Source organism: uncultured Lactobacillus sp., assembly GCF_945290125.1.
Lineage (GTDB): Bacteria > Bacillota > Bacilli > Lactobacillales > Lactobacillaceae > Lactobacillus > Lactobacillus rizhaonensis.
The window spans coordinates 24,847-37,610 of the sequence record NZ_CALYQV010000005.1 but is presented as its reverse complement, the minus strand read 5'-3'; the positions used below and the strand labels follow the sequence as shown (position 1 = coordinate 37,610).

Below are 12,764 nucleotides of genomic sequence, written 5' to 3'. Positions count from 1 at the left end.
GCGTTAAATTTAAAGGGTGTGAAACAAGGTTTCACGGGTGAAAAATGAATCCTGAACAGTTCGTCCAAGAATTATCAAAACGTAATTTTAAATTAAATGAAAAACAAATCAACCAATTTAACCAATACTTTACCAGTCTGATTGAGACTAATAAAAAAGTTAATCTTACGCGAATAACAGAAAAAGATGAGGTCTATCTAAAGCATTTTTGGGATAGTATCACACCTCTTTTCACATTTGGTTCAGTATTAAAAGCGGCTGATACTTTATGTGATGTTGGTGCCGGTGCCGGTTTTCCTTCTATTCCATTGAAGATTATGCTGCCTGAATTAAAGGTTACTATCGTCGATTCTCTGGGCAAACGGTTGAGTTTTTTACAGGGCTTAATCACCCAGTTAAATTTAAAGAATGTTACCTTGGTTCATGGTCGTGCCGAAGATGTGGGGCAAAATAAACAATATCGTGAACAATTTGATGTTGTGACTGCCCGTGCTGTTGCTAACATGGCCGTTTTAAGTGAGTATTGTTTGCCGTTAATTAAAGAAAGTGGCAATTTCATTGCTCTCAAGGGGCCAAAAGCTGAAGACGAACTGAAATCAGCTCGGAAAGCCTTAAAAGTTTTAGGTGGTAAGGTCATTGCAGTTAAAGAATTACAATTACCTCAGAGTACTGAAGAGCGCACTTTGATTCTGATAGAAAAAGTGCAGGCTACGCCTAAGAAATATCCGCGGCAGGCGGGAACTCCGCACCGCAAACCAATTCATTAAACAGGGGGACTCAAAATGTCATTATTTTCTTCTTTACGTCATCATGAAGAAATACCTAAAAATAAGCAAATTCAGGATATTGAGCTAAGTAAAATAAAACCCAATTCTTTTCAGCCGCGGCACCAGTTTTCTGAAGAATCAATTCATGAGTTGGCATCAACCCTTGATAAAGACGGGTTACTGCAACCAATTGTTGTACGTGAAAAAGAGGGCAATTATGAAATTATTGCTGGTGAGCGCAGACTGAGAGCCGCAAAGCAGCTTGCTTGGGCAAAAATACCGGCAATAGTTAATAACATGGATGATAGCCAGGCTGCATCATTAGCTTTAATTGAAAACCTGCAAAGGGAAGATTTAAATCCGATTGATGAAGCACAGGCTTATAGTAATCTTATGAAATTAAACAACCTGACTCAAACTACCTTGGCCCAAAATATTGGCAAGTCACAATCTTATGTTGCGAACAAGTTGCGTCTTTTAAAGTTAACACCAAAGGTACAAAGTTATTTGGCCAGTGGTGAAATTTCACCACGTCATGGTCGTTGCTTAGTGGGATTAAGCGAGAAAGATCAAGGTCGTGTCTTAGACGAAATACTTGCAAATAACCTGAATGTTAGCGACACCGAAAAAATTGTTAAAAATGTTGAACAATATTTTGCAGGCAAAAAAGTTAAGGATAAAGAAAAAGAGCAGGCAGAACAAACAAGACGAGCAGCTAATCGCATTCCTAAAGATTTGAAAGTACAAATTAATACAATCAAAAAGGCAATAAAACTCGCACAACAGTCTGGCATCAAGGTTAAGTTCAAAGAAAATAATGATCCGGATGATTATATGATTACGATTGAATTGAAAAGAAAGTAGGAAGGCATGGAAAATATGGTGAGTGTAATTTCAGTTGCTAACCAAAAAGGTGGCGTCGGTAAAACGACAACAACTATAAATTTAGCGGCTTCGATTGCGGAACGCGGTTATCAAGTCTTAATTGTCGACATTGATCCGCAGGGTAATGCAACCTCTGGCCTGGGGATTGAAAAATCTGCTATTGATCAAGATATTTACAGCGTTTTGATTAATGATGTTCCCCTTAAAGATACGATTTTCCATACTTCAACTAAGCGGCTAGATCTAGTTCCGGCAACTATCAATTTGTCTGGGGCTGAAACGGAATTAATCAGTATGATGGCCAGAGAAACGCGCTTGAAATCAGCTTTAGATTCAATTAGCGGCAATTATGATTTTATTTTTATTGATTGTCCGCCTTCATTAGGACAATTATCTATCAATGCTTTTACGGCATCTGATTCAATTTTAATTCCCGTTCAAAGCGAGTATTACGCTATGGAGGGGCTTAGCCAGCTGCTTAATACCATCCGTTTAGTGCAAAAACACTTTAATAAAGATTTAGGTGTTGAGGGCGTTTTGCTGACCATGCTGGATGCTCGGACTAATTTAGGTGCAGAAGTTGTAAAAGAAGTACGTTCCTATTTTTCTGATAAGGTTTATAAAACTATTATCCCGAGAATTACTAAGCTGGCTGAAGCTCCTAGTTACGGAGAAGCAATTACTGAATATGCCCCAAATTCTCGTGGTGCTGAAGTTTATGATGATTTAGCTAAGGAGGTGTTAAAGAATCATGGTAAGAAACTCAAGAAATAAAGATACTAAAAAGCATGGTGGTTTAGGTCGGGGAATCGAAGCCTTGTTTGAAGACGAGCCGCAAATTGAAGATAATGAAGAAGAAATTCAGGATTTAAATTTAAGCGATATTAGACCTAATCCTTATCAGCCACGTAAAAACTTTGATGATAAGTCTCTTAAGGAGCTGGCTGATTCGATTAAAGAAAATGGTGTTTTTCAACCGATTATTGTGCGTAAGTCGGTTAAAGGCTATGAAATTATTGCGGGTGAACGCAGATTCCGTGCTTCAAAACTAGCTAAAAAGACTACTATACCCGCCATTGTCCGTGATTTTAGCGAAAGCCAAATGATGGAAGTTGCCGTTTTAGAGAATCTGCAACGTGAGGACTTAACGCCTCTTGAAGAAGCTCAGGCATACGAAATGTTGCAAAAAAACTTGGGTTTGACCCAAGAAGAAGTTTCTAAAAGAATGGGTAAGTCCCGTCCGTATATTGCTAACTACTTGCGTCTTCTGACACTCCCTAATAAAACTAAGCATTTATTACAGCACGGTGAGCTTTCAATGGGACAAGCCAGAACGCTTTTAGGTTTAAAGAATAAGGACAAAATTGATGAAGTAGCCAAGCAGGTGGTTAAGGAAGGGATGCCGGTACGCAAAGTTGAGGCGCTGGTAGCCAATCTTAATTCTAAAAAGCCGCGCAAAAAGTCAGTACATAAATCACCTTTTATTCGTGCTACCGAACATCAATTAGCTGATAAGCTGGGTTCAACTGTCAACATTTCCGCAAGCAAAAAGGGTAGCGGCCATTTGTCGATTGGCTTTTCTTCAACAGACGAGCTGAATAGGATACTCGATGTTCTGGGAGTTGACATTGATGAATAAAGAAATTACATATGGCTTGGCAGATACGGTATTAATGAAAAAACCACATGCTTGTAAAACTAATGACTGGGAAGTTTTGCGTTTAGGAGCTGATATCAGGTTAAAATGCATGGGGTGTGGCCATATCGTAATGATGCCGCGTTCAAAATTCGCGCATAACTTAAAAAAAGTTTTAACTAAGGCTAATGATCCGGTTAATATTAAAAATACGCTTTATGTCCCTAAAGGAGAAATAGCCCGTCCGGATATTAATCAAGAAAATAACTGATTTTGTTAAAGAAAGAGGATTAAAATGTCATTAACTGCTGGGATTGTTGGATTGCCTAACGTTGGCAAGTCAACTTTGTTTAACGCAATTACTAAAGCGGGTGCGGAAATGGCCAACTACCCGTTTGCAACGATTGAGCCTAATGTCGGAATGGTTGAGGTTCCGGACAAGAGACTGGCTCGAATTCAGGAATTAATTCCGGCTAAGAAAATTGTTCACACTACTTTTGAGTTTACCGATATTGCCGGACTAGTTAAGGGTGCTTCAAAAGGCGAAGGTCTGGGTAATAAATTTTTGGAAAATATTAGGCAAACAGATGCTATTATCCATGTTGTTAGGGCCTTTGAAGATGATAATATTACTTCCGTCACTGGTAAAGTAGATCCGGAAGAAGATATTAACACTATTAATTTGGAATTGGCAATTGCAGATCTTGACGCCGTTAATCGCCGTATTAATAAGGTAAAAAAGATTGCCCAGCAAAATGACAAAGAGGCTAAAGCAGAATTTAATGTTTTGCAAAAAATTAAGCCTGTTTTAGAAGAAGGTAAAGCTGTCCGTTCAATCAGTTTTAATGACGATGAGCAAAAAATTGTGAAGGCTTTGTTCTTGTTAACGGATAAACCCGTTATCTATGTAGCTAACATCGCTGAAAGTTCAATGGCCGATCCGAAAAAAGACCAGTACTACCAAGTGGTTAAAAAACACGCAGAAAGTGAAAATGCGGAATGTTTAGGTATATCTGCTGCAACCGAAGAAGAAATTGCTGGCTTGGATGACGATGAAAAAGCCGAGTTTTTAGAAGCAGAAGGCGTAACCGAATCTGGCCTTGACCGGTTAATCCGTGCGGCCTACCATATTTTGGGTCTGAGGACTTTCTTTACGGCTGGTGGCCCTGAAACACGTGCATGGACTTTTCATAAGGGAATGAAGGCTCCGCAAGTCGCAGGTGTTATTCACTCTGATTTTGAGCGAGGATTTATTCGCGCTGAGGTAGTTTCATTTACTGACCTCGATCAGTATGAAACTATGCAAAAGGTTAAAGAAGCGGGAAAGCTACGTCTTGAAGGCAAGGATTACGAAGTTCAAGATGGCGACATTATTGAATTTAGATTTAACGTTTAGGAAAAAATAATGGCAGAAAAGAAAACTGAAGAACAAGCTAAGATAGATACTAATAAGCAGGAAAAGTTAAAAGAAAAAGTAATTAATCAGAATAAGGATGACGAAGTTAAGCAAATGCAGCCTGCTGAGTTGCGTAAGCAGCTTAGTAATAAGAACTCTGACTATGTTTTTCGTTTGCAAAAAGAACTGGAAACACAGGGTAAAATGAGTCAAGAAGATGCACAAAAAAGAGTGGATGAGCTTTTAAAAGACTTGGTAATTGTTCAACGTCATGGTCAACCAGCCAGCACATATTATAATATGTCGCCTAAGCTTAAGGCTGCAGATATGTTAAAACCCAAAAAGAAAAAAGCCTCAGATATTCCATTTTGGCAATACGCGACGGATAATGCCTTATTTTATGTTGCTATTTTCTTTGGCCTTTTTGGCTTAATTGGCTTGTTCCAAAAGAATGATAAATATAATTCGCAAATGGGTGTATTAACGCTGCTGATTGTTGGTGCTTCACTAGGCGTTTTCATGACCAAATATAATGACTGGGTTTTGCCTAATGGCAGTAAAAATCGTAAAATTCCGTGGTCAAAATTAATCTGGGGTTTTGTTTTACTGATGGGCATGCTCTTCATCTGCTTTGGCGTGTTAGGCCTGCCTGCGTTACAAGTGATCAACCCAGCTTTGCCAGGAATATATAACTTAATTATTGCAGCGGTAGCGTATGGCATTCGCTGGTTGTTCCGCCGGCATTATGAAATTATTGGTTCAGCCTTTTCACCAGCTGATAAGAGCAAATAGGTGCTTTTTGTCAAGAAAAGAGCTATACTTAGATAACTATATGTTTTAAAGGATAAATAGATTTATTATGAATCTATTTATCCTTTTTAAACTGAATACACGTTAAAAAAGAACGCATTAATAAATTAGAAAGAGGTATTTAATGATTAACACTCTGCGAAAGTCAATCAGGCAGTATAAGAAACTGTCTTTGCTGTCGCCATTATTTGTTACTGGTGAAGTTATCATTGAAATGTTAATACCGTATTTAGTTGGTATATTAATAGACAATGGCATTATGAAGGGAAATATGTCATATATCACTAAAAATGGTGTTATTTTACTAGTGTTAACAGTTGTTTCACTTGTTTTAGGTTCCGGTGCCAGTTATGCCTCTGCTCATGCTGCTTCTGGTTTTGCGGCTAACTTGCGTAAAGATATGTTCTATCATGTGCAAGATTATTCATTTGAAAATATTGACAGGTTTTCCAGCGCGAGTCTAGTTACGAGGATGACTACTGATGTTAATAACATTCAAATGTCCTATCAAATGCTGATTAGAATAGCAGTCCGGGCACCAATGATGTTGCTGGTTTCAATTATCATGTCAATAATAGTTAGTCCACAATTGTCACTTGTTTTTGTCGTAATTGCACCAGTTTTTGTAATCCTTTTAGGCTTGGTAATAAAAAGTGCCAGCAAATATTTTCCTAAAATCTTCCGCGGTTATGACCGTATGAATCAGGTTGTGAGGGAAAATGTTCGTGGTATTCGCGAAGTCAAAACCTATGTGCAAGAAGAAGCACAAACTGTCAAGTTTAAAAAATCAGCCGGCTTTATTTATAGACTTTTTGCTACAGCTCAGAAGATCATGTCTCTTAACTCAATGATTGTCATGGCTGTTTTGAATATTTCTAATTTAGCTATTTGCTGGTTTGGTGCTAAGGAAATAGTGGGTGGCAGTTTACAGACTGGTCAATTAATTTCAATGTTCTCATATTCCAACTCTGTCTTGGGCAGCCTGAATATGCTGGCTATGATCATTACTCAGCTGGTAGTTTCAGGAGCTAGTGGTCATAGGGTTGCTGCTGTTATTAATGAAAAGCCTTCAATTGAGAATCCACGTAAACCGTTAAAGCATGTGAATAATGGAGAAGTGATTTTTGATCATGTCAACTTTAAGTATGACCCAGATGATAAGGAACTGGCTTTAAGTGATATTAATTTAAATATCAGGCCGGGTGAAACAATAGGAATAATTGGTCGTACGGGGGCATCAAAATCCACATTAGTTTCTATGATTCCGCGGCTTTACGATACCGATTCCGGAGCAGTGCGTGTATCAGGACACAATGTTAAGTCTTATGACTTAAAGACGTTGCGTGATAATGTTGCCATGGTTTTACAAAATAATGTTTTGTTTTCAGGCACTATAAAGGAAAACCTCAAATGGGGCAATGAAAATGCAACAGATGAAGAAATTATCGCTGCCTCAAAAATTGCTCACGCTGATGACTTTATCCGTGAAATGCCAGACCAATATGATACTATGGTCGAGCAAGGCGGAAATAATGTTTCTGGTGGTCAAAAGCAAAGAATCACTATTGCAAGAGCATTGCTCAAAAAGCCGAAGATTCTGATACTAGATGATTCTACTTCTGCAGTTGATACACAAACTGAGCGTCAAATTCGGGAAGCCTTGGCAAAGGATATGCCCGATACCACCAAAATTATTATTTCTCAAAGAATTGTGTCAATTAAAGATGCAGACAGGATAATTGTAATGGATGAAGGCAAGATTCAGGATATCGGGACACATGAAGAGCTATTGCAGCGTAATGATTTATACAGCTCTATTGCTAAGTTTCAAGAAGAACAGAAGAAGTAGGTGATTAATTTGGATAAAGCAGTAGAAAATAAAAACAGCCAGAATACTGGTAAGCGTTCCACAATTTTATGGCGTCTGCTTAAATTAGTTGCCAGTACAAGTCCTTGGATGCTGATTGCTTCAACGGTTGCAATAATTTTAACAGCTGCAGCAAACGTTTTAGGTTCACTATTTATTGAACGTTTGATTAATGCTTACATCATTCCGTTAACTAAAGAAGCTCAGCCAAATTTTGGTCCGCTTTTACATGCGATTGCCGTTATGTTCGGTTGCTATGCCATAGGTTTTATTTCTAATTATCTTTTTGCTGTGTTAATGGCAGTTTTAGCACAAAAAGTACAATATAGAGTGCGGCTGGAAATGTTTGAGCACATGGAGAAGTTGCCAATTTCCTATTTTGATGAAAATGATTATGGCGACATCATGAGTTGCTATACTAATGATATTGATACCTTGCAACAAATGATTTCGCAGTCAATTCCGCAGTTTATGAACTCTGCGTTGAACCTCATCTTTGTTTTGGGTGCAATGTTGGCTTTAAGTTGGCAATTAACTATCTTTACCTTGATTGTGTTTGCACTCTCTATTATAATCGTCCGTTTTTTGACCGTTCGGTCCTCTCATTATTTTCAATTGCAACAAAAAGAATTGGGTCAAGTTAACGGCTACAATGAAGAAATGCTTAATGGCCTTAAGGTAATAAAAGTCTTTAGCCATGAGCCTGAAGTTGAAGAAGACTTTGATGCTTATAATGAATCTTTAAAAGTAGCTTCTGGTAAAGCTCATACATACGCTACAATTTTATTCCCTATTATGGGTAACATGGGCAATTTGCTGTATGTCTTAATCGCCATTTTAGGTGGAGCAGTTGCTATTAACCGTATTGCTCCACTTTCATTAGGTGTCATTGGAGCTTTCTTGCAATTATCCAAGCAATTTGCAATGCCAATAGCCCAGATTTCACAACAATTAAATTCAATTGTAATGGCTTTAGCGGGTGCTGAAAGAATCTTTAAGTTAGAGGATCAACCCGTTGAAATTGATAATGGTGACGTCACTATTACCAAGGATGAAAATGTTAAGGGTGCCTGGCACTGGAACGTACCGCAAAAAGATGGCTCTATCAAGAAGGTCACAGTTAAAGGACATATTGTCTTCGATCATGTTAATTTTGGCTATACGCCCAATAAACAAATTTTGTACAATATTTCTATTGATGCTAAACCAGGCATGAAAGTAGCCTTAGTTGGTGAAACCGGTGCTGGTAAAACAACGATTTCTAATATGATTAATCGCTTTTATGAAATTAATTCTGGTACGATTACTTATGATGGTATTCCTATTAACAGAATCAAGAAGGATGATTTGCGGCAGTCACTGTCAATTGTTTTACAGGATACTCACATGTTTACCGGTACAGTGATGGATAATATCCGTTTTGGTAATACCGATGCCAGCGATGATGATGTATATCAGGCTGCACACTTATCTCATGCTGATGAATTTATTCATCATTTGGATGAAGGTTATAAAACAATCATCGATGGCAATGGTGGAGACTTATCTCAAGGGCAAATGCAGCTGCTCAGTATTGCACGAGCAATGATAGCAGATGAACCAGTGATGATTTTGGATGAAGCCACTTCAAGCATTGATACTCAAACGGAAAAACTGGTACAAGCTGGTATGGATAACTTGCTTGCTGGTCGTACTAGCTTTGTCATAGCTCACCGCTTGTCTACAATTGTTAACTCGGATCTAATTCTGGTACTTGATCATGGCCATATTATAGAGGCCGGCAATCATGAACAACTTCTTAAGAAGAAGGGTTATTACTATGAGTTATATACTGGTAAAAAAGAAATTGAATAGATGTATTCAAAAAATTCCTAGTCTTATAGACCGGGATTTTTTTTGCCTTGAATAACGGTGTAAGCAATAATTACTTTTTAACCATTAGTTTGTGTTATGGTAAAACAAATGAAATTTATCAGGTTCAACACTATTAATATAATTTGGTTATAATTCAAATTTTAAAAAGTAACAAAGGAATTAAGCGATGAATCAAATTATCCAGATTTTAAGCGAACGCAAAGGCGATTTGGGAGTTGCTTTATTACAGCACTTGCAAATATCGTTAGTTTCGTTGCTGATTGCAATGATGATTGCCATGCCTTTGGCCTTTTGGGCAGTAAAGCATACTAAAATAGCAGAATTATTATTGCAAGTTGCCAGTATTTTACAGACCGTTCCGTCACTAGCACTTCTAGGTTTATTAATTCCGCTTGTTGGTATCGGAACAGTACCTGCCGTGATCGCTTTAGTGGTATATGCACTATTACCGATTTTTCAGAATACATACCTGGGATTAACTGAAATCGATCCAGCGCTAGAAGAAGCTGCTGGCGCTTTTGGCATGTCACGCATGCAAAAACTGCTTAAGGTGGAGTTACCTTTAGCTATGCCGACGATCATTTCTGGTATTAGGACGGCCTTAGTTTTAATTATTGGTACTGCCACCATGGCAGCTTTAATTGGTGCTGGAGGCTTGGGCAGTTTTATTTTATTAGGAATTGACCGCAACAATACCGGACTAATTGTAATAGGCGCTGTTTGTTCTGGCGTTTTGGCGATTACTTTAAGCGCGTTGATTAAGTGGTTGGAACACGCATCAGTTAAAGCAGCTTTGGGAATATTAGGAGCTAGTGTCATCTTCTTAGCAGGAAGTGGAATTTATCAAACTGTTACTAGTCAGAAAGAAACAGTTACAATTGCCGGTAAGTTAGGTTCTGAACCAGAAATTTTGATTAACATGTATAAAGAGTTAATTGAACAAGACGATCCACACGTTCAATTGACGTTGAAACCTAATTTTGGTAAAACCACCTTTTTATATACTGCTTTGAAAAATAATAAAATAGATATTTATCCAGAATTTACGGGAACTGTTTTGGAAACCTTCGCAAAATCCCTGGTTAAAACGGCCGGTTTGTCTGAAAAGGAAACCTATGAAAAAGCAAAAGAATTGCTGAACAAACAGGATAAGCTCACTTTGCTTAAACCCATGGCGTATGACAATACTTATGCCTTAGCAGTTAAAACTTCATTTAAAAATAAAAATCATTTAAGAAAGATCAGTGATTTGGCTAATATTACCAATCAGCTAAAAGGGGGAATGACATTAGAATTTATTGATCGTGGTGATGGGTTCAAGGGTATTAAGAAATTATACAAAATTGATTTCCCCGTCAAGTCAATGGAGCCAGCGTTGCGTTACCAGGCAATCAATCAGAATAAAGTTAACATAGTTGATGCTTATTCAACTGATAGTGAATTGCGGCAATATCATTTGAGTATTTTAAAAGATGACAAGCATAATTTTCCTATTTATCAAGGCGCTCCTTTAATGACCAATGATTTTGCCCGCAAGCATCCGCAAATTGTCCACAGTTTGAATAAGCTGGCTAACAAGATTACCGAAAAGCAGATGCAGGAAATGAACTATGAAGTTAATGTTAAAAATATGGATCCTGGACGAGTAGCGCATCATTTTTTAGTAAAACAGCATTTGCTTAAGGAGAAGTAAGATGACTTCAGCGATTAAATTTGAGCATGTAAATAAAACTTTTGCTAATAAAGTAGTAGTTAACGATCTTAATTTAGATATTCAGCAAGGCGAACTTTTCGTTTTGGTAGGAAATTCAGGCAGTGGTAAAACTACGTCGATTAAAATGATTAACCGTTTGGAAGATCCTAGTACGGGCCAGATTTTAGTTAATGAGCAGCCTACAACTGATTATAACGTCCAAAAATTGCGCTGGAAAATTGGCTATGTTTTGCAACAAATTGCTCTTTTTCCCAACATGACTGTTGCTAAAAATATTACTTTGATTCCAGAAATTCAAGGTGCTAAAGCTGATCTGGCGGAAATGGCGGCAAATTTATTGGAAAAAGTTGGTCTCAATCCACAAGAATATGCTCACCGTTACCCGCATGAACTGTCTGGTGGCGAACAACAAAGAATTGGAATTTTACGCGCGATTGCGTCAAAGCCCCCGATTGTTTTAATGGATGAACCATTTAGCGCTTTGGATCCACTTTCGCGCGCAAATTTACAAGAGCTGGTGATCAATTTGCACAAGCAGCTGCATAATACAATCTTATTTGTGACGCATGATATGAATGAAGCTCTGCACTTAGCTGACAGGATTGGCGTTATGAAGGATGGCAAATTATTACAGGTCGATCAGCCACAAGAAATTTTACGCCATCCTGCAAATAATTTTGTCAGAGACTTTTTCAAAGGCAGTTTAGGGAATAATTTATATGAAACTCCATTAAAGCAAGCAGCCTTATTTAATGAATTTAAGCAAACTGATTCTAATTCGCTGGCAGCAATGCCTGTAATTAATATTAATGAAAAAATTGCTGTTTTGCTGGTACTTTTGAGTCATCAAAATGAAGTTGCCGTGCAAAATAATAATGGCAAAAATGTGGGCTTCATTGATCGCCAGTGGCTGATTAAATATTTGAACAATATTAATAGTTTAAAATAAAAGTTAAGCTGGTAATTATCCGGCTTTTTTAATAAAACGATAAAGTTATGCTTGAATATTAGTAGTTTGTTACAAAATTGACTAAAATATTAGACATAGATTCTGCTAAACTATATTTAGTGGAATAATGAAATAAAGCGAAAATAATCAATAAATAAAAAGAAGGGAAATTAGCCCTATGAAAATTTTAGTTGTTGACGATGATAAAGAAATCGTCGAGCTGTTAAGTATTTATCTTAAAAATGAAGGTTACACTCCAGTTGTTGCCTATAGCGGCAAAGAAGCAATTACGAAATTAACTACGACGCCAGATATTGCATTAATGATTTTAGACATCATGATGCCTAATATGAGCGGAATTGATGTTATCAAGGAAGTACGCAAAGATTCTGATATCCCAATTATTATTGTATCAGCCAAAACTGGTGACATGGATAAAATTCAAGGCTTGATTACTGGAGCAGATGACTACGTTTCTAAACCGTTTAATCCTTTGGAAGTAATGGCACGAGTTCGTTCACTTTTGCGTCGCAGTCAAAAGCAGGTTAAGGATGATGAACCTGATATTTTAGAGGTGGGACCACTGATTATTAACCGTGATTCACACGAAGTTAAGACAATTGATGGTAAAGATATTCAGTTGACTGCCTTAGAATTTGGTATTTTATACTTGCTTGCCAGTCATCCTAACCGGGTATTTTCAGCGGATGAAATTTTTGAACGGGTTTGGCAACAGGAATCAATAGTTTCTGCTAAAACCGTTATGGTACATGTTTCACACCTGCGTGACAAAATTCAATCAGCAACGGGTGGTGAAGATGTTATTCAGACCGTCTGGGGAGTAGGCTATAAAGTTGAGGCTTAA

The 12,764-nt window shown here is 37.6% G+C and carries 12 protein-coding genes; all 12 read left to right on the top strand.

Translation table 11 applies throughout. The annotated features are described in order from the left end of the window. Positions 1-44 precede the first annotated feature (44 nt). Positions 45-767 (top strand): 16S rRNA (guanine(527)-N(7))-methyltransferase RsmG, encoded by a 723-nt coding sequence (gene rsmG, locus Q0K80_RS01665; RefSeq protein WP_294602217.1) that lies wholly within the window; start codon positions 45-47, stop codon positions 765-767. A 15-nt stretch (positions 768-782) separates the two neighbouring features. Further along, complete coding sequence (gene noc, locus Q0K80_RS01660; RefSeq protein ID WP_294602215.1) at positions 783-1,631, top strand: nucleoid occlusion protein; 849 nt, start codon at positions 783-785, stop codon at positions 1,629-1,631. 15 nt (positions 1,632-1,646) lie between these two features. Beyond that, entirely contained in the window at positions 1,647-2,426 is a 780-nt protein-coding gene (locus Q0K80_RS01655) for an AAA family ATPase (protein WP_122037228.1), read from the top strand. Then, positions 2,404-3,291 carry a ParB/RepB/Spo0J family partition protein gene (locus Q0K80_RS01650; protein ID WP_294602210.1) on the top strand — a complete coding sequence of 296 codons (888 nt, stop codon included), beginning with the start codon at positions 2,404-2,406 and terminating at the stop codon, positions 3,289-3,291. The genes Q0K80_RS01655 and Q0K80_RS01650 overlap by 23 nt, the downstream gene beginning before the upstream one ends. Continuing rightward, entirely contained in the window at positions 3,284-3,559 is a 276-nt protein-coding gene (locus Q0K80_RS01645) for a DUF951 domain-containing protein (protein ID WP_294602207.1), read from the top strand. Before Q0K80_RS01650 ends, Q0K80_RS01645 begins: the two co-directional genes overlap by 8 nt. A gap of 24 nt (positions 3,560-3,583) precedes the next feature. Then, positions 3,584-4,684, top strand: a complete 1,101-nt coding sequence (gene ychF, locus Q0K80_RS01640; protein WP_294602205.1) for a redox-regulated ATPase YchF — start codon at positions 3,584-3,586, stop codon at positions 4,682-4,684. Between the two features lie 9 nt (positions 4,685-4,693). After that, the gene (locus Q0K80_RS01635) at positions 4,694-5,476 is read left to right on the top strand and encodes a DUF1129 family protein (protein WP_294602202.1); all 783 of its coding nucleotides are present in this window, start codon (positions 4,694-4,696) and stop codon (positions 5,474-5,476) included. Between the two features lie 142 nt (positions 5,477-5,618). Further along, on the top strand, positions 5,619-7,343 hold the full coding sequence (locus Q0K80_RS01630; RefSeq protein ID WP_294602199.1) for an ABC transporter ATP-binding protein: 1,725 nt from the start codon (positions 5,619-5,621) through the stop codon (positions 7,341-7,343). Between the two features lie 9 nt (positions 7,344-7,352). After that, the gene (locus tag Q0K80_RS01625) at positions 7,353-9,215 is read left to right on the top strand and encodes an ABC transporter ATP-binding protein (RefSeq protein ID WP_294602196.1); all 1,863 of its coding nucleotides are present in this window, start codon (positions 7,353-7,355) and stop codon (positions 9,213-9,215) included. Between the two features lie 187 nt (positions 9,216-9,402). Next, positions 9,403-10,929 (top strand): ABC transporter permease/substrate-binding protein, encoded by a 1,527-nt coding sequence (locus Q0K80_RS01620; protein WP_294602194.1) that lies wholly within the window; start codon positions 9,403-9,405, stop codon positions 10,927-10,929. Between the two features lies 1 nt (position 10,930). Continuing rightward, complete coding sequence (locus Q0K80_RS01615; RefSeq protein ID WP_294602192.1) at positions 10,931-11,899, top strand: ABC transporter ATP-binding protein; 969 nt, start codon at positions 10,931-10,933, stop codon at positions 11,897-11,899. Positions 11,900-12,077: 178 nt separating this feature from the next. Beyond that, a complete protein-coding gene (locus Q0K80_RS01610) occupies positions 12,078-12,764 on the top strand; it encodes a response regulator transcription factor (protein ID WP_046324244.1) in 687 nt (228 codons plus the stop codon).

Coding starts and splice junctions, on each gene's coding strand:
- rsmG (WP_294602217.1), top strand. CDS start 45: ATGAATCCTGAACAGTTCGTCCAAGAATTATCAAAACGTAATTTTAAA.
- noc (WP_294602215.1), top strand. CDS start 783: ATGTCATTATTTTCTTCTTTACGTCATCATGAAGAAATACCTAAAAAT.
- Q0K80_RS01655 (WP_122037228.1), top strand. CDS start 1,647: ATGGTGAGTGTAATTTCAGTTGCTAACCAAAAAGGTGGCGTCGGTAAA.
- Q0K80_RS01650 (WP_294602210.1), top strand. CDS start 2,404: ATGGTAAGAAACTCAAGAAATAAAGATACTAAAAAGCATGGTGGTTTA.
- Q0K80_RS01645 (WP_294602207.1), top strand. CDS start 3,284: ATGAATAAAGAAATTACATATGGCTTGGCAGATACGGTATTAATGAAA.
- ychF (WP_294602205.1), top strand. CDS start 3,584: ATGTCATTAACTGCTGGGATTGTTGGATTGCCTAACGTTGGCAAGTCA.
- Q0K80_RS01635 (WP_294602202.1), top strand. CDS start 4,694: ATGGCAGAAAAGAAAACTGAAGAACAAGCTAAGATAGATACTAATAAG.
- Q0K80_RS01630 (WP_294602199.1), top strand. CDS start 5,619: ATGATTAACACTCTGCGAAAGTCAATCAGGCAGTATAAGAAACTGTCT.
- Q0K80_RS01620 (WP_294602194.1), top strand. CDS start 9,403: ATGAATCAAATTATCCAGATTTTAAGCGAACGCAAAGGCGATTTGGGA.
- Q0K80_RS01615 (WP_294602192.1), top strand. CDS start 10,931: ATGACTTCAGCGATTAAATTTGAGCATGTAAATAAAACTTTTGCTAAT.
- Q0K80_RS01610 (WP_046324244.1), top strand. CDS start 12,078: ATGAAAATTTTAGTTGTTGACGATGATAAAGAAATCGTCGAGCTGTTA.